This window comes from Corallococcus sp. bb12-1, from assembly GCF_026626765.1.
GTDB classification, from domain to species: domain Bacteria; phylum Myxococcota; class Myxococcia; order Myxococcales; family Myxococcaceae; genus Corallococcus; species Corallococcus terminator.
The window spans coordinates 452,466-470,504 of record NZ_JAPNJZ010000001.1; the positions used below are offsets into that span (position 1 = coordinate 452,466).

Annotated in this window: 12 protein-coding genes; 9 read left to right on the forward strand and 3 right to left on the reverse strand. The window is 66.5% G+C overall.

Annotated elements, in window-relative coordinates:
• The first annotated feature begins 111 nt into the window (after positions 1-111).
• From OV208_RS01860 to OV208_RS01875, 4 genes are all read left to right on the forward strand, one after another.
• Positions 112-1,383 (forward strand): SBBP repeat-containing protein, encoded by a 1,272-nt coding sequence (locus tag OV208_RS01860; RefSeq protein ID WP_267572049.1) that lies wholly within the window; start codon positions 112-114, stop codon positions 1,381-1,383.
• A 305-nt stretch (positions 1,384-1,688) separates the two neighbouring features.
• Positions 1,689-1,937, forward strand: a complete 249-nt coding sequence (locus tag OV208_RS01865; protein ID WP_267572050.1) for a hypothetical protein — start codon at positions 1,689-1,691, stop codon at positions 1,935-1,937.
• Positions 1,938-2,201: 264 nt separating this feature from the next.
• The gene (locus OV208_RS01870; RefSeq protein WP_267572051.1) at positions 2,202-3,107 is read left to right on the forward strand and encodes a sugar phosphate isomerase/epimerase family protein; all 906 of its coding nucleotides are present in this window, start codon (positions 2,202-2,204) and stop codon (positions 3,105-3,107) included.
• A gap of 287 nt (positions 3,108-3,394) precedes the next feature.
• Positions 3,395-4,537, forward strand: coding sequence for a hypothetical protein (locus OV208_RS01875; RefSeq protein WP_267572052.1), 1,143 nt, complete (start codon positions 3,395-3,397; stop codon positions 4,535-4,537).
• A 42-nt stretch (positions 4,538-4,579) separates the two neighbouring features.
• Here OV208_RS01875 and OV208_RS01880 read toward each other — a convergent pair whose 3' ends face one another.
• Positions 4,580-5,101, reverse strand: a complete 522-nt coding sequence (locus tag OV208_RS01880; protein ID WP_267572053.1) for a hypothetical protein — start codon at positions 5,099-5,101, stop codon at positions 4,580-4,582.
• A 204-nt stretch (positions 5,102-5,305) separates the two neighbouring features.
• Here OV208_RS01880 and OV208_RS01885 point away from each other — a divergent pair, with 204 nt between their 5' ends.
• Positions 5,306-7,060 (forward strand): RCC1 domain-containing protein, encoded by a 1,755-nt coding sequence (locus OV208_RS01885; protein ID WP_267572054.1) that lies wholly within the window; start codon positions 5,306-5,308, stop codon positions 7,058-7,060.
• 78 nt (positions 7,061-7,138) lie between these two features.
• Here OV208_RS01885 and OV208_RS01890 read toward each other — a convergent pair whose 3' ends face one another.
• Positions 7,139-8,134, reverse strand: coding sequence for a hypothetical protein (locus tag OV208_RS01890; protein WP_267572055.1), 996 nt, complete (start codon positions 8,132-8,134; stop codon positions 7,139-7,141).
• Between the two features lie 110 nt (positions 8,135-8,244).
• Between OV208_RS01890 and OV208_RS01895 the strand changes: the two genes are divergently transcribed.
• The 3 genes from OV208_RS01895 (at position 8,245) to OV208_RS01905 (ending at position 11,186) form a co-directional block, all read left to right on the forward strand.
• Positions 8,245-8,391 (forward strand): hypothetical protein, encoded by a 147-nt coding sequence (locus tag OV208_RS01895; RefSeq protein ID WP_267572056.1) that lies wholly within the window; start codon positions 8,245-8,247, stop codon positions 8,389-8,391.
• Positions 8,392-8,593: 202 nt separating this feature from the next.
• On the forward strand, positions 8,594-9,625 hold the full coding sequence (locus OV208_RS01900; protein ID WP_267572057.1) for a hypothetical protein: 1,032 nt from the start codon (positions 8,594-8,596) through the stop codon (positions 9,623-9,625).
• A 352-nt stretch (positions 9,626-9,977) separates the two neighbouring features.
• Positions 9,978-11,186 (forward strand): FAD-dependent monooxygenase, encoded by a 1,209-nt coding sequence (locus OV208_RS01905; RefSeq protein ID WP_267572058.1) that lies wholly within the window; start codon positions 9,978-9,980, stop codon positions 11,184-11,186.
• A gap of 107 nt (positions 11,187-11,293) precedes the next feature.
• On the opposite strand, the gene OV208_RS01910 is transcribed toward OV208_RS01905, so the two are convergent.
• A complete protein-coding gene (locus OV208_RS01910) occupies positions 11,294-14,947 on the reverse strand; it encodes a MopE-related protein (protein WP_267572059.1) in 3,654 nt (1,217 codons plus the stop codon).
• Between the two features lie 635 nt (positions 14,948-15,582).
• On the opposite strand from OV208_RS01910, the gene OV208_RS01915 reads away from it, so the two are divergent.
• Positions 15,583-18,018, forward strand: coding sequence for an isoamylase (locus OV208_RS01915; RefSeq protein ID WP_267572060.1), 2,436 nt, complete (start codon positions 15,583-15,585; stop codon positions 18,016-18,018).
• The last annotated feature ends 21 nt before the right edge of the window (positions 18,019-18,039 follow it).

The following is an 18,039-nucleotide window of genomic DNA, read 5'->3' on the forward strand; positions in this document are numbered from 1 at the left end:
TTTCTCGTGGTTTTGCAATGGTGCCGTGGCAACAGATTTGTTCCCGGAGCGGATGACAGGTGTCCTCCCGGCGCCACGGCTCAGTCCCCCCACTGAGAAATGGAGTACGTGATGAAACACCCCCTCTTGAGCATGTTCGGACTCGCCAGCGTCGTCTGCGCCGCGAGCGCCCCCTCCGTCGCCGAGGCGCAGGTCCCCCCCCCATCGTGGGTGCACCAGCTCGGCGCCAACCGTGACGAGCAGGCCAACGCCGTGGCCGTCTCAGGCACGAGTGTCTACGTGGCAGGTCAGACCACCAGCCGGCTCGGCGCCGACCCGCAAGCCGGCGGACAGGATGCCTTCATCGCCCGGTATGACACCGCCGGCAACCTCCAATGGGTCCACCAGCTCGGCACCGCGCAGGTGGACCGCGCCACCGCCGTGGCCACCGACGCGGACGGCAACGCGTACGTGGCCGGCATCACCTTCGGAGGCTTCGACTTCTACACCAACGCGGGCGGCGTCGATTACTTCATCGCCAAGTACGACGCCGCCGGCAACCGCCTGTGGCTGCGCCAGAACGGCACGCAGATGGACGACTTCGCTACCGGTCTCGCCATCGGCGCGGACGACACCCTCTACTTCGCCGGCTACACCGGCGGCAGCTTCGCCAATGGAGGCAACCCCAACAACTACGACATCGTCGTCGCTCTCTACGACACGGCGGGCAACCCGTACTGGCTCCAGCAGTACGGCACCTCCACGAGCGACGTGGCGCGCGGCATCGCCGTCACGCCCACCCACGAGGTCTACGTCGTCGGCAACACCTCTGGCAGCCTCGACGGCACCACCACGCCCATGAGCACCGACATCTTCCTGCTCAAGGTCAATATCCTCGGCGCCCAGCAGTGGGTCCGGCAGATCGACGCGGGCGACCTCGATGACGCCAAGGGCGTCGCCGTGGCCCCCGACGGCAACGTCTATCTCGCCGGCGAGACGTTCGGCAGCCTTGACGGCAACACCAACAACGGCACCATCGACGTGCTGCTCGCCCGCTACGACAGCGCCGGCAACCGCCATTGGAGCCGCATGCTCGGCGGAGCGCAGACCGACTACGCGTTCGGCGTCTGCGTCACCGCGGACAACGTCGTGCAGCTCGTCGGCTACACCTCCACCGCGCTCGACGGCAACCCGCCCGCCGGCTCCTTCGACGCCTTCCTCACCCGCTACGACGCGCTGGGAACCAGGCTGGGCACCCGCACCCTGGGAACACCGGGCCCGGACATCGCCCACGGCGTGGCCGTGGACGCCTCCGGCAACACCTTTGTCGTCGGACGGACCTTCGGAAGCCTCGGCGGCAACACCAACGCCGGCGGCTACGACGCCTTCCTCGCCCGCTTCTGATTCGACAGCAATCCCGTGCTGCCCGTCCCGACGTCGTATTCCAGACGGGCACCGGCAGCGCCCTTCGCGGTAGCCAGACGCGGAGGGCGCGGTCGCTTCGCTCCACCTCTACAAGCATCGCTCCCCGGCCGACAAGTCCTTGCACGTCATCGAAGCGCGCCATCCACTCCGCCCATCAAAATACATCCAGACTCAACCACCCCCATCGCAAACCGGAGCTGAGGGGCTTCATCCAACGTGGTGTCTTGGATTGGAATTGCAATGGAAGTACGCTTCCAGATGCCTCTCAACCCAAGGAGCCCCAGATGCTGCGCAAGCTCGTTTCCGGAGTCGCCCTGAGTTTCGCCTTCGTGGTGGGAATGGCTGTCCCCTCTTCCGCGGTGATTGAAGAGCCAGTGCTCGTATCGACTGCCCCCAGCAACGCGGTTCCGGCCGAGACCTCGGAAGAGTCGGCGCGTTTGCTCGGCTGCTGCACGGGTGATGGCTTGTTCTGCACAGGCCATGCGCAATGTCAGGCCCGCGGTGCTGGACTCTGCGGCGCGCCCTGTAACTAGGCCCCCGGCCGCCCGCGCCCGGAGGACCGGGGGGCGCAGGATGAGGCCTCGGACCGCCCGCTGGCGTCCGAGGCCTTGTCGGGAGGCCGCGCTGGCGGAGGTGAAGGCCTTCGCCCAGGAGCACCTGAATCGGGACAGGCTGTTCAAGGTGTTGCGTGAAACAGGAAGCGCGCTCGTCTGAATACCCAGGCCCCCATGTTTTCTCATAACAAGCGTCGTCATCCCTCAGGGTATCGTCAGAACACAGCTCACACCGAGGCTGGCATGGCGAGCACCTTCGATTCCAACGGGGGCCCGTGGCCGCAATGGCTCGCGCCCGTGCTGCTCATGGCCGCCTTGGGATGCAGCGAGTCACGGCGTCCTGAGCCACCCGGCGCTCCGCTCGGTGCGTTCAACTTCACGCTGGAGTCGCGGCCGGTCGCCGCGCAGGTGGAGCTGCTCGATTCGCTCGGCTACGCCGGGGTGACGCTGTTCTGGCCGGGCCGTGAAGCCTTCGACACCTACGCCACCCAGCCCGCGGTGATGGCGGGACGGGTACGCCTTCCCGCCGTCCTCTTCGTCCTGCCCTTCAACACGGCCTGGGATCGTGAGGCGCTGGACGGGATGCTGGCGGTGCTCGCCCCTCAGCGGACGGCGCTCTGGCTCATCCTGAGCGGCCCTCCGGACGCGAAGGCGGCCATGGTCGCCTCGGTCCGCGACGTGGTGGACCTGGCCACCGCGCGCGGAGTGGACGTCGTCCTGTACCCCCATGACGGCGAGGCCATCGAGAATGTCGAGGAGTCGCTTGCCCTGCTCGCAGCGGTCGACCGTCCCCTCTTGAAGACCTCGCTCCATCTCTGTCACGAACTCCGGGCGGGGAACCGGGACCGGCTGGAGGACCTCATCGCAGCCGCCGCGCCCCAGCTCGCCCTCGTGAGCATCCACGGCGCCGCACGCGAGTTCGACCCGCACGCTCCCGGCTGGTCCGAAGTCATCCAGCCGCTCGACCGGGGCGACCTCGACGTGGGGACCCGGTACCTGCTCCCCTTGCGCCGCGCCGGTTACCAGGGCCCCGTGCTGCTCCACACCTTCGGAATCGAAGAGCCACCGGAGGAGCACTTCCGCCGCTCCATGCTGAAGTGGCGTGAGCTGTCGCGCTCGGTGGAGGACACCCTCCTGGAAGTTCCATGAATGGCTGCCGCGGGCAGGCCCCATCAATGACACGTTGCCAGCAGACCGCGTGGATCCGGGCTCTCGTCGCGCCGGACTCGCTCCCCAGGAGGCGCATCCCTGACGTATAGGGGAGTCAGGTAGCTGGCTGCACCCGCCACCAGACGAGGCTGTCGGGTGGGAGGAATGAAGCCGTCATTTCCGCGATGAGGACCTGGACCGTGAACGAATCAAGACCGAGGCTGTGCGCACTCCTGGTGGTCTCCCTCTGGCTGGCATGCACCGGACAGCTGGGCCAGGACGTTCCCGTGGAAGGACTCCCTGGCACTCCCGATTCAGGCGTGCGTCCTCCCGGAGACGACGGCGGCGCGAAGCCAGACGCCGGGCCTCATGACGATGACGCGGGCGTCCCGGATGCGGGCAGCCCGGACGCGGGGGTGCCCCCCATCACGAGCGCCCGGGTCTTCTTCTCCGGACACAGCCTGCTCGACAATCCCATGCCCGACCATTTCGATGACATCGCGACGAGTCAAGGCAAGGACTTCAACTGGAACCAGCAGAATGTGATTGGCTCACCCCTCCGGGTGAGGACCTGGGGCAATGGCGGATGGGAAGGATACCGCTCGGGCAAGAACCGCGTGGGCGGCAGCATGAACGTGGTCCAGGAGTTGTTGTCTCCCCAGACACTGGGCCAGGGAGAGCGATACGACACCCTCCTCATCACCGAGCGGCATGACCTCCTGGGCACCATCCAGTGGGAGAACAGCATCGGCTACTTGCGGCACTTCCATGACCGCTTGATTGCTGGGAATCCACAAGCCGTTACCTATTTTTATCATACGTGGCTGGAAGTCGATAAAGCCAACCCGGCTCGGTGGATTGCCTATGAGAAGAACGCTCGGGCTGCCTGGGAGTGTGTGTCTTCCAAGGTGAACCTCACGTTGCAGGCCGATGGACGGGCGGACCGCGTGCTGGCGCTCCCGGGGAGCACGGCGCTGGTCCATCTGGTGGAGCGCGTCATCGCGAACGAGGTGCCCGGCATCAGCGGTTCGACCTCGCAGAAGCTCAACGTGCTCTTCAGCGACAACGTCCACCTGACGTCCCTGGGGGCGTACTACATGGCCGCGGTCCACCATGCGGCCGTGTTCCGGGAGTCGCCCGAAGGGGCCCTGGTGCCTCCTGGCCAGAACGCGGCGACCGTCCAGGCCCTCCAGCGCATCGCGTGGGACTTCGTGAGCGCCTATTACGCGCAGCCCGGCGCGGGCGAGCAGACGATGGCGGACTGCCGCACGCGAATCCCCCGGGATGTCTGCCCTGGCTTCTGGGAAATACTGGGGGCCTCCTCGAACATCGAAGGCTGCCAGCAGTACTTCGGCAACCCGGCTCCGGGCTCGGGTGGAAATCCCTTTGTCTGGCCTGATCCGAACTGGCAGCCACTGCCCCCTCCGTAGCCACGGCGCGGGGCGGCAGGATGTCTTTCTTCAGGGCATGTTTCAGTAGAACGCACAGGAGGCGAGCCGGAACCGCGCCTGGACCACGGTCGGCTCTCCCTCCGAAGCGCTGAAGAGCAGGGCTTCCACCGTGTATTCCCCCGGCGGCAACGGCTTGCCCTCCCGCCCCTTGAGTTCAAGCCGGGAGCGCAGGGTCTGTGCCCGCACGACCTGCTCCTGCCCGAACGACTGCCGGCTCACCACCCACCCCTCACCATCCCGGATCATGAGCCCGGCCACGCGCAGCCCCTCCTGCCCGGGTGGGAACTCCACCTCCAGCGAAGTCTCGATGACCGACACGCTCCCACTGGCGACCCGCGTCCCTTCATCCTGTGCGGGCGGAAAGGCAATCAATGTTCGATCCAGGCGGAGGACCGCGAGGATGTGATTGTCCACGCGCGCCTTCGCGAAGGCCTGGAGCCCCGCACCGTACTGCCGCGGGCCCGGGCAGCAGCCCGACAAGCCCACCCCCTGGACGAGCACGGCCATCGTGGCGATACCAGCGGGAGTCCACCTGCGTCTCATGACCGGGTCCCAGGAAGAGAGCGGCAACACGCTCGGGGATGAACGCCCGGGAGTCTACGCCGCGCACCGACCCGGCGCGGAAGATAGAACTTGAAGGCTCCCCGCCCGTTCATCTAGCCGGAGCTGTCAACGCGTGCTGGAACGAACAGGGCGTACCGTTCATGCGCGCCAACCGCCGAGAGGACTTACGTGCCGAGAGCATGCGTGAGCTGCCTGCTGGGGACCCTGTTCCTGCTGATCGCCAGCCCCGCGCTGGCGGAGGAGGTGGCGTGGGGGAACCCGGTGAAGGGGGTGCGGCTTGGACTGGCCATCGTCCCGGGCAGCGGCCCACTGCCCACCGAGTTGGAGCTCGAGGCCTTGGCGCACAACGCGACCTCCGCCCCCCAACAGCTCTCCGCCCAAGCCTGCGACACCGTGCGCTGGACGTCCTTCACCCTGCTCCATCTGCGCACCGCCAACGGGCGCGTCTTCAGCTACCCCCTTGGCGCTCAAGGCGATTTCACCGATATCCACCCCCATGGGCCGGTGAACCTCGAGCCCGGTGAGACGCTCCGCGAGCGCTTCTCCCTGAAGCACGTCGTCAAGAGGCCGACGGAGGACTCCAGGGACGCGGAGCTTTGGAACCTCCTGGAGACACCACAACAGGTGGAGCTGTGGGTGGAGTTCGTGGGCGGCTCCGGAGGTCCTCGCATGCGCAGTGGCCACCTGAAGCACCGCCTGGGTCCGCCCCCCACGAAAGAGCCCGTGCGGGAAAAGCGCTGCGTGTCCCAGATCGCCGCGGGAGGCAGCTCGGCCTGTGCGCTCCTTCGCGACGGCACGCCCTGGTGCTGGGGCGCCCACCCGCCTGGAGCCCACGGCACCGGGGAGAACGCCCAGGACCCGCGGGGGCCTTCACCGCTGCCGCTGCTGGCGGGAAGCGCCGTCGAGCTGAGCATGGAACACGACATCGCGTGCGTGAGGACCTCCACCGGCGCGGCGTACTGCGCGGGGGGCAACCTGGACGCCTCCGAAGCAGCCTACGGGGAGCCGGGCGGACATCCCGTGCGCGTCCAGCACCTGGAGGGCGCCACGCAGTTGCATGGAGCGCAGTGCGCCGGGGTGACCGATGGCTCCCTGGCGTGCTGGAGCCTGCTCGGGCCTCCCCCACCCGAAGGGCTCTCCGCGACCCGCTGGGAGGAGTCCGCTCCGGGGGTCGTCCAGGTGGCCAGGGGTGGCGGCTTCACCTGTGCGCTCCGGCGGGATGGGGCGCTGTGGTGCTGGGGGGCCAACGAGAGCGGCCAGCTTGGCACAGGTGATGCCACACCCCACCCGGGGCCGACCCGGGTCTCCCAGCTTCCGGGGGAGGTGGTCTCCGTCGCCGCCGGGATGAGCCACGCGTGCGCGGCCCTGCGCGACGGCTCTTTGTGGTGTTGGGGGCGCAGCGAATACGGCGCACTGGGACTGGGAGAGGCCCACACCCGTTCCGTGCCCGCCCCCATCCCCGGGATGAGCCAGGTGGTGCGCGTGACGGCGGGCTACCAGAAGACGTGCGCCTGGAAGAAGGATGGCTCGCTCTGGTGCTTCGGAGACCTGCTGATGGAGGCGCCTTCCCCAGCGCTCACCAGGGTGCCGGTGGAGATGAAGGGACTGCTCCCCCCTGTCGAGGAGGTGGTGTTTGGCTTCCGTCACACCTGCGCGCGCACCCCGGGCGGAGCAGGTGGGGGGAAGGTCTTCTGCTGGGGTGAGAACACAGAAGGCCAGAGCGGGAGCTCCGAACTTCGCACGCAAACATCCCCCGTGCGCATGTCGGGGCTGACAGGCCAGGTCGTCGCGCTGACCGCCGGAGAGGCCTTCACCTGCGCCCTCACCACCGAAGGCTCCGTCTGGTGCTGGGGCCGCGGCACCGAAGGACAGCTCGGCACGAAGCGCAAGGACTCCAGCGCGCGCCCCAGGCGCGTCAAGCTGCCCTGCGCAGGCTGACACGAGCGTTCCCGGAGTCCGGACACGCGATGCCGCCCGCGCCCCCTACAGGGCTCAGCGGGTGCCGAAGTGAGTCCGTCACACCGCCAGCGAGCCCCGGCGCGCCCGCCGCGCCTTCTCGCGCGCTCGCGTGGCGCCCAGCGTCTGGTAGAGGCTCAGCAGCAGCATCGTCACCACGCGGGACGCATTGGTTCGAGGGCCTGTCGTCTCGCGCGGCGGCCAGGACATGCCCCGCGGCGCGGGGGCCGGGGTGCCCTCGGGGGGAGCCCGAGCCACCCAGTGCTCGCCCTCCATCACGACGCGCAGGTCCAACCGGTCCTGGGAGATGCGCAGCCGCTCCAGCGTCACGTCCGGGGGCAGGCGCACCGCGTCCTCCAGCGGCTTGAGTCCAAGGTAGCGCTTCGGTTTCACGCGCAGCATCACCCGCAGCCGGGTGGAGCAGGACCGCACCCGGGTCCTCGGCTTCAACTTCAGCCCGTTCTTGCTCTCCTTCCAGCGGAACAGCGTCCGCACGCGTTCCACCGCGGTCAGGCGCAGGCGCGTGCCATCCCGGAGCCGGCCCTGGAACGCCAGCCACGGATCGACGTAGTCCTTCACGGTCCATCGCCCCTGCGGCCGCTCGCGCACGCGCTTCACCTCCAGGTCGGAGGCGTCCAGGACCAGCCTCAGGCCCACGAGCGCGCCAGGCTCCAGGTCCACCTGGAGGCGGTGGATGAGCACGAGCGCCAGGTCGGAGCGGCGCTCTTGCAGGATGTCTTTGTACAGGAGCAGCAAGAAGCCGCGGAGGCTCTGGAGGATCCACAGCGTGAACCCCAACACCCCCAGCAGGATGGGCACGTCGTCCCTCACGTGCTCGGCCAGCAACTCGGACCGGGGCGACAGGTACGACAGGAGGAACGCGAGCGAGACGCAGCCGAGCAGCAGCCACCGCCCCCGCACGCGATGGGCGTAGGAGCGGACCCTGTGAATCTGGCCCAGGTTCTTCAGGCCCTCCAGGTCCCGGAGCAGCTCCTGCAAGGGCCCCTGGAAAAGGTAGACGCGGCGATTGAGGAGTCGCTCGGGGTTGAATGCCACGTCGGGCAGCGTAGGGAGCGCGCTCCGCCCGGTCAAACCACCCGAGCATTCGCGCATGGGGAGGGCGGTGTCCGCTCCTGTGATTCGCGCGCTGGCAGCGGAGCAATTCATTGTGTCGGCGTCAAACAATCAAGGCCTGGGGTCCTACGGCCGCCGGCAACTACCTGGAGGATGGGGACTTCGGTGGGCACCGGGCCACCGTGACGGGCAAGACGGCCGAGGGCAACGCCATCGTCATCGAGGTGAGTCCCAGGTGACGTGGCGCGAAGCGCCAGGGCCGCGCATGGCCCCTGTTCGAGGAGCTGAGCTGACGTCCAAGACAAGGTCGAAGGGCATACGACCTTTGGCGTCCTCTCGCGCCTGCCAATCGGACCACTCCTCCAGTGCCTGTCTTATCATGACTGGGAAGATTAGACTGTCTCCCATCACCACAACCCATCAAGCGCGAGCCTCCTCATAATGAAAAAGCTTATCTCCAAAAAAAGCCTACAGATCTGCAACTATGTCTTGTTTGGATCGAGCAAGGACAGCCAGGTCAAGTGGCAGGTGCAGCAGCGAATTCTCTTCAAGCAGCAGATTCGCCAGTATCAAGATCTCAAGTTCTACACGGTCAAAGTCGAGAGTTCTTCCCTCAAGAACAACCCGACCGATCTCAAGGCGATCCTGGAGACCGGGGAGTCACTCTCAAAAGTCATCGAAGAGGTCGTAGCCCAAGAGGCGCGCGGCTCGCCATCCACGATGCATGTCGTGATAACTCCCGAGTACTCTTTCTATTCTGACAAACCGATGCCTCCCATCTATGCGCGGGCCTTCGAGGAAGACATGCTCGAAAGGCACGCGTCCTATCCGGAGAATGTCATCTCGATGTTCGGAACTTTCGCCGTGTACAACGAGGATTCGAGCTTCGCGAACCGGATGGTCTCGATTCGCGGAGGAACGGGCTCGAACCGGTGCTTCATCACGGAAAAGAACATTCCCTACGAGTACGAGAAGTTCTTCCTTGAGGAGCACCGGCACCTCAAGTGGGTGAAGCCGATGGTTTCCTCGTCGCGGAGCACGAACGTCATCGAATTGTTTGACGCCCTGGACCAGTCGACCCTGATCCTGATTACCCATATCTGCAAGGACTATTCAGAGCAGTACGGCTACGAGCAGCTTCGCAAACGCATTGATGAGCTGGCGAAGAAAGGGGACGTGAAGATCTTCCATGCCATCTCTTCGGCTGGAATGTACATCGACGCAGCACCGCCGCTCAGTACCCTGGTGGGGATCTGCGATAAGACCACGGGCTCGGAGGTGAAGAACCTCAACAAGATGGTCAGCGTGCCCAATCCCAATCCCGTCAAACGGCTGTTCCTGAGCTTGATGGGGCATGACACTAACGTGAGTGTCGCGGAAACGTTCAAGCCCAAGGTCCTCACGACCTACAAGAAGGGAGAGAACGTCATCAAAATCTCCTGCGTGGATCCCATCAAGCTTCCGGGCTTGTGAGTCGCCCAGGGCTCACCCGTGGAGTCGTAGGTCCACGTCGCCCCCCGTGGTCGCGGCGGGGGTGCCTGCGACGATGAACTTCGAACAATCCGCCACGGGTACGGAGAGTGTCGCCGAGCGGTGAAGAAGGAGGTCCTTCCCGACATCTGCCCGGAGATGAACTCCGAGACCGGCGAGTCGACAGATGAGCCGTACTGGCAGGCAGTCCCACCACCCCCTTCTGTCCTGTCAGGAATGCTGGCTCGCTCTTTCGAACAGCATCCGAACCCCTGCTGGACCCGTAGCATGCCCCCCATGTCCGTCAGGGCCCGTCGCTCGCGGGCCCGGTACCGGGAGCGGGCAAGGGGATGCCATGAAGATCGCATGTGTGGGTGGAGGCCCTGCGGGGCTGTACTTCTCAATCCTCGCGAAGCTGTCCAACCCCCAGCACGACGTCACCATCCTCGAGCGCAACCCGCCCGGGGTGACGTATGGCTGGGGCGTCGTGTTCTGGGACGACCTGCTCCGCGACCTCTACCGGAACGACCCCGTGAGCGCGCGGGAGATCGACGCGGAAGCGGCTCGCTGGGACACGCAAGAGGTGCACCTCCGCGGCCAGACGGCGACCCGCATTGGCGCGTATGGGTTCAGCCTGGGACGCGACCGCCTGCTCGACATCCTCACCCGGAGGGCGAAGGGGCTCGGGGTGGAGATCCGCTACCAGTGCGACGTCCAGGACCTCTCCGCGTTCGCGGACGCAGACCTCATCGTCGCCTGCGATGGCGTCAACAGCCGGTTCCGCCAACAACACACCAGCCACTTCCAGCCCCGGGTCGAGGAGGGCAAGAACAAATACATCTGGCTGGGGACCAACAAGGTCTTCGACGCCTTCACCTTCGCCTTCGCGGAGACCTCCGCCGGCTGGCTCTGGTTCCATGCCTACCGCTTCAACACCGAAACCAGCACCTGCATCGTCGAGTGCCAGCAGGCGACCTGGGACGCGTTGGGCTTCGGCACGATGGGGCCGGACGAGACCCTCCGGAAACTGGAGGACATCTTCAAGCGCCAGCTCGTGGGCCACTCCCTGTTCAACCAGCTGCGAGGGCTGGGCAAGGCGCCGTGGCTCCACTTCAAACGCATCACCAACGAGCGATGGTACCAAGACAAGATCGTGCTCATGGGCGACGCGGCCCACACCACCCACTTCTCGATTGGCTCGGGGACGAAGCTGGCCATGCAGGATGCCATCTCGCTGGCCCGGCAGCTGCGGGAACACACGCACCTGCCCTCCGCGCTCCAGGCGTATGACGAAGAGCGGCGCGCCGCCCTGGTCGCCATCCAGCTCGCGGCGCGCAGCAGCTCCGAGTGGTTCGAGAACGTCCCCAGCTACATCGACCAGGAAGCGACGCCGTTCGCCCATGCCCTGTTGAACCGTCGCGGAAGCTCGGTGTGGAGCTACCTGCTCCTCCTGGCCAGTCAGCAGCCCGCCCTGCGGGGCGTGCTGCGTGGGCTCCATGCCTCCCGCAGGTGGGTCCGTTCGCAGCGACGTGAAAGAGAGAACGGCCAGGCCCGCGTCACCTGACCGCTCCCCTCCACGCGGAACTCCTGACGGTACACGTCCGCTAGGAGGCCCCCCTCCGTGAGTCTCAGGAGAAACCGCCCCCTGAAGGAGACACGGGCTTACGGCATTTACTCGCAGTTCCCCTCGATGCACTGGGACATGCACATGTACCCGCAGCTTCCGCAGTTGAGGGCGTCGTTCATGATATCGACACACGTCCCGCCGCACCGGCGGTAACCCTGGCCGCAGGAGGTGGGTCCGCAGACGCCACCCTCATTCACCACGCCGTTGCAGTTGTTGTCCACGCCGTCGCAGACCTCCGGGTGTCCGGGACTCATGGACGCGTTGGAGTCATCGCAGTCGGTGGCGTTGGAGACGTAGCCTGCAGACGGGAAGCACCCTGACCATGGAATGAGCGGATTGCCGTAACCATCGCCGTCGACGTCGTAATACCAGGTACTGCCCGCCCCCTCGTCGGACTGGCCGTTGCAGTTGTTGTCCTGCGAGTCACAGACCTCCGGCGCACCGGGATGAGTGGCTGCGTTGGAGTCGTTGCAGTCGCTGGCATTGGAGACGTAGCCACCGGGCTGCCCGCACGTATAGGTCGACTGGTTCCCATTGCCGTAACCGTCGCCGTCGGCGTCGCGGTACCAGGAGGACCCCGCCCCATCATCCACGGCGCCGTTGCAGTTGTTGTCGGCGCCGTCACAGAGTTCTGGGGCTCCGGGCCGGATGCTGGCATCGAAGTCATTGCAGTCGTTGACGTTGTTCACGTAGTACATAGGCGCCGTGCACGACTGCCACGAGAAGATCCAGCTGCCATAACCGTCGCCGTCGCCGTCGAAGTACCAGGTCGACCCCGCCCCATCATCCACCGCGCCATTGCAGTTGTTGTCCACGCCGTCGCAGACCTCCGAGGCGCCGGGCCGGGCGTTCGGGTTGGAGTCATTACAGTCGCCGGCGTTCAACACGAAACCCGCGGGCGGCCAGCACCCCTGCACCCACTGGTATGAGTTACCGTAACCGTCACCGTCGGCGTCGCGATAGTACGTGCCTCCCACGCCTCCTTCGTCAATCTGCCCGTCACAGTCATTGTCCAGGCCGTCGCAGACCTCCATGGCGCCCGGATTGACGGCCGAAGAGTTGTCATTGCAGTCGCCAGCATTCGAGACGAAACCCCAAGGCTGCCAGCACGACTCCGTCGAGTAACTGGCGTTGCCGTAGCCGTCGCCATCAGCGTCGCGGTACCAGGTCGCTCCTTCTTCATCCACCTGGCCGTTGCAGTTGTTGTCGGTGCCGTCGCAGTACTCATAGGCGCTGGGACTGACGCTCGAGTTGGAGTCGTTGCAGTCGCTCGCGTTGGAGACGTAGCCGCCGGGCTGCCAGCATTGCTGGGTCGACTGCATCCACGTGCCGTAGCCGTCGCCGTCGCCGTCGTAGTACCAGGTCGACCCCGCGCCATCATCCACCGCACCGTTGCAGTTGTTGTCCACGCCGTCGCACGCCTCCGGCGCACCGGGCCGGATGCTCGCATTGGAGTCGTTGCAGTCACCGGCGCTGGAGACGTAGCCCCCGGGCTGCGAGCACGTCTGGACCGACTGGCTCCCATTGCCGTAACCGTCGCCATCGCTGTCACGGTAGAAGGTGGGCATCACCCCCTCGTCCACCCCGCCGCTGCAGTTGTTGTCCACGCCGTCGCAGACCTCCGAGGCGCCGGGCCGGATGCTCCCGTTGGAGTCGTTGCAGTCGCTGGCGTTGGCGACGTAGCCCGAAGGCTGGCCACAGGCCGCGGCGGTGCTGCCCGGATTGCCATAACCATCCCCATCCGCATCCCGGTACCAGAGGCCGCCCACGCCTTCGTCGGACTGGCCGTTGCAGTTGTTGTCCAGACCATCGCAGACCTCGGACGCGCCCGGAGAGACATTCGCCCGGGTGTCGTCGCAGTCCGTGGCGTTGGCCACATAGCCCGCGGGCCGGGTCCCGGCCTGGACCGAATCGCTCGCCTTGCCGTAGCCATCACCGTCCGCGTCGCGGTACCAGAACGCGCACACGCCCTCGTCCACCTGGGCGTCGCAGTCGTTGTCCAGGGTGTCGCAGGTCTCGGCCTGACCGGGGCGCACGTTGGCCCGGGTGTCGTCGCAGTCGGTGGAGTCCGCGACGTAGCCCTGGGGCTGGGCGAAGGACCGCTTGGAGTCGTTCGCATTGCCAAAGCCGTCGCCGTCCGCGTCGCGGTACCAGGACGCGCACATGCCCTCATCCACCTGCCCGTCGCAGTTGTTGTCCACGCCGTCACAGATTTCCTCTGCGCCGGGCTTGAACGCCGCGTTCGTGTCATCGCAGTCCAGAGCGGTGGCGACGAAGCCCTCGGGGAGCGCGCAGGCATTCAGGAAGTCAGCGGGATTGCCGTGACCGTCCTCATCCTGGTCCCGGTAGAAGAGCCGCAGGGGCAGACCCGGCTGGACGTACTTGACCAGGGAGGGCGACAGACTTCCGGTGCCGAGCTGGCCCTGACTGTTGTCACCCCAGGACCAGACGATGGGACAGCCCTGGTACTCCCACCGCTCGAAGTGGGCCGACAGGCCGTGCCGTGCACCGCCCGCCACGAGCGCCACGGAATCCACCCGGACGTAGGTTTGAAAAAAGCTGTCCCAGCGCCGCGCATAGACAGGCGAGGGCTTGAGGATTTCCGTCCCGTCACCGAGCTGCCCGGACTCATTCGCGCCCCAGGTCACCAGGTCGCCGTAGGGGTAGCCCTGGACGAACAGGCTGAAGTGGTCGCCCGCCGCAATGTAGCCACCGGCGGCGGTATCCGGAACGGCCCCGGAAGGATTGGGGAGGAACTGCTCCAGCAGCTGCGGCTCGCCGACGATGAACTCCCGCCCACCCTGCCCCGAGCCATTCAATCCCCAGCTCACCGCATGCCGGGGGACCTCATTGTCATACAGGACGGAATGGGACTCACCCGCCGCGATGGCCGCCGTCACCCAGGTGCGAATCAACGTCGGCGTCAGGACCGGCGCGGAGCTCACGCCCGTTCCGACCTGGGCGAAGTCATTGCGTCCCCAGCCCCACACCCGACCCGTGCGTCCCAGCGCCAGGACGTGGTGCCCGCCCGCCGCGACCGAGACGATCTTCGTGACCTCCGCGGGGTCGGTCAGGTCCGCCGGGGCCAGCGGAAGATACGGGTCGCCCGGCGCGAGCGGGGGAATCAGGACCTGGACCGGCGTGGGGTGGGCATTGGCATCAGGCCCCGCCAGCGGTTGGCCCAGCTCTCCGTCCGTGTTCTGTCCCCATGCCCAGACGGAACCATTCGCATCCACGGCGAGCGAAGAGTCCGCCCGCGCGGCGATGGCGGTGATGCCGCTCAGGAGGGGAACCTGCGTCGGCGCCAGGACCCGGGCGCTCGGGTCCAGGCCTCCCGCCTGCCCCCGGTTGTTGCGTCCCCAGGCCCAGACATGGCCGTTCTCGTCGAGCGCCAGGGAGTGCCCGCTTCCCGCCGCCACGGCGGTCATCCGCCTGGGCAGGGTGATGGGCAGGGGTGTCGCCTGGGGCGTCACGCTGGCGACACCTCGTCCCAACTGCCCGTCCGTGTTCTGTCCCCAGGTCCAGACCACACCGTCGGTCCGGACGGCCAGCGAGTGATACGCGCCCGCCGCCACGCCCTGGACCTCCAGCCCCGCAGCCAGCCGGTCCTCGTGGGCCTTCAGCGGCGGCGGGACTGCTGGCTCCGCTTCGAGCAATGACTCACCACAGCCAGCACCCAGGACGAGCAATGCCGTCACACACTACCCACGCGGTGCGTTGTATTTCTTCAAAGCCTGTCTTTTCAATGGAACGGCTCCTGATACACCCCGGCCTTCCCCCGTGCCTGGGTGTGTTGTGTCTGGAGGGATTCCTTCCGGCGCATGGACGCGAAGGCGGCTCGACCCCATGCCGCACGACGCGCTCCCGCCAGGGCGGGCCATACACAGAAGTGGATGGAGGGACTTCGTGCCCGTGAGGTGTTGGTCCTCAGGGCAGGAAGATTGTCTTCACTCTCCGTTGGATTTTCTTGGAAAGCAATACCTGACACATTCTTTCTGATGGGTGTCACAAGACGCCCTGGGAGGTCGCGTGTGACAACACATCACGATTAACGATAAATCAGGTTTTTCATGAAACGGCGGCCGGTAGACCCTTTGCAGTTGAAAGGAAGTGCCGTCCACAGCCCTGGGGGCTTCCGTCTCCCGCCCGGCAGGATGGCGCGAGGGCGAACTGACGCACCGGGTCAGGGCGCGCGTCCAGATGCCGCACGGCGGACATCACTTCAGGGGCAGGCGGTTGACTTCGACGTCACCGGAGTGGTGAACCGAATGGCCCCGGGCAGTCGCGGGCCCGGCGGGCTTGCCCCTCGCTTGCCGCGTCTGGAGCCACATCCATGATGACCCCTCCTCGTCGTCACCGTCGGAGCCCCTGGCTCTCGCGGTGGCAGCCCCTCCTCGCCGCGGGCCTCGCTTCAGCGCTGGTCTCCTGCGCCGCATCGGACACGCCTGACCCACTGCCTCCTCCGGAAGCTCCCGCCATCACGGACACGGCCCAGCAGGAGCAGGAGCTGCTCACCTGGACCCTGGGCGCGAAGTACGACGCCACGCAGGCCAACATCGACTTCCGCGTGTTCTCCTCGCGCGCCACGCGCATCGAGGTGTGGATCTACAAGACGGCCCTGGGCGCGCAGGAGGTCCTGAAGTACGTGATGGTGAAGGACACCGCGACGAACATCTGGTCCAAGTCCGTCTCCGTCGCCACGCTGAAGAACGCCACCAACAACATCACCGGCGCCGTCTACTACGGCTACCGGGCGTGGGGTCCCAACTGGCCCTACGACGCGGCCTGGACGAAGGCGAACAACACGGTGGGCTTCATCTCCGACGTGGACGCCCAGGGCAACCGCTTCAACCCGAACAAGCTCCTGTGGGACCCGTACGCGCTGGAGTTGAGCCACGACCCGGTCAACGCCACCCTCGCCAACCAGGACGCCACGGTGTTCGCCTCCGGCCCCAGCTACCGCTACCTGGACAGCGGCGCGCGCGCCCCCAAGGGCATCGTGCTGCCCCCGGACTCCACCGCCACCGGCACCAAGCCCACGCGCGCCTTCAAGGACGACGTCGTCTATGAGGTGCACCTGCGCGGGCTGACGAAGCAGGACACCGGCTCCGGGCTGGATGCCAACTGCCTGGGCACCTACAAGACGGCGGGCCAGAAGGCCGCGTCGCTCGCGGCGCTGGGCGTCACGGCGGTGGAGTTCCTGCCGCTGCACGAGACAGACAACGACAACAACGACTACGCGCCCACCACCACCGCGGGCGACAACTACTGGGGTTACATGAACCTCAGCTACTTCGCGCCGGACCGCCGCTACGCCTGCGACAAGTCCGCGGGCGGCCCCACGCGCGAGTTCAAGGCGATGGTGAAGGCCTTCCACGACGCGGGCATCAAGGTGCTGGTGGACGTGGTCTACAACCACACGGGCGAAGGCGGCGCGTGGATCAGCGGCAACTCCAGCACGTACAACGTCATGACGTACCGGGGCCTGGACAACCCCACGTACTACAGCCTCACGGCGGACAAGCAGTTCAACTGGGACAACACCGGCGTGGGCGGCAACTTCAACACGTTCAACCCCACGGCCCAGAACGTCATCCTCCATTCGCTGTCGTACTGGAAGGACACGCTGGGCGTGGACGGCTTCCGCTTCGACCTGGCGTCGGTGCTGGGCAACACCGTGGAGCACGGCGGCTTCAACTACGACCGCGACAACGCGGGCACGGCGCTCAACAAAATCGTCACCCTGTTGGATCCCCGTCCGGACGCGGGCGGCGCGGGCACGGACTTCATCGCGGAGCCCTGGGCCATTGGCGGCAATTCCTACCAGGTGGGCAACTTCCCGGCGAAGTGGAAGGAGTGGAACGGCATCTTCCGCGACACCTTCCGCAAGGATCAGAACCAGATGGGCGGGGAGAACGTGACGCCGGGGCAGTTGGCCACGCGCTTCACGGGCTCGTCGGACCTGTATGGGGATGACGGCCGCAAGCCCTTCCACTCGGTGAACTTCATGGTGGCCCACGACGGCATGACCCTGAAGGACCTGTACTCGTGCAACAACAAGGACAACAACCAGTCGTGGCCCTACGGCCCGTCCGACGGTGGCGAGGACAGCAACCACAGTTGGGACCAGGGCGGCAACGCGACGCTCCAGCGTCAGGCCGCGCGCAACGGCATGGCGTTCATGATGATGAGCGCGGGCGTGCCCATGCTCACGGGCGGCGATGAGTTCCTGCGCTCGCAGCGCTGCAACAACAACGTCTACAACCTGGATTCGAACCAGAACTGGCTGAACTATTCGTGGAGCACGGAGCAGTCCAACTTCCGCGCGTTCACCCGGAACCTCATCGCGTTCCGCAAGGCGCACCCCGCGCTGCGTCCGGCCAATTTCTACAGCGCGTCGGACACCAACGGGAACGTGATGGAGCAGCACCGCTGGTTCAAGCCGGACGGCACCGTGCCCAACGCGGCGTACTTCGACGACGCGGGCAACCACGCGCTGGCCTACCGCATCGACGCCACGGAGTTCTCCGGTGAGTCGGTGGGCGCCATCTACGTCGCCTACAACGGCTGGTCCGGCAGCGTGAACTTCACCCTGCCGTGGCCGGGCACGGGCCGGCAGTGGTACCGCGTGACGGACACCTGCTCGTGGAGCGAGAGCCTGGGCGCCAACCAGGTGGTGCTCAACCCGGGCACCACGGACCAGGTGGGCGGCGAGAACGCGATCTACGGCGTGTGCGGCCGGGGCGTGCTGGTGCTGGTGGCGAAGTAGCGTGAAGTCACGGGGACCCGG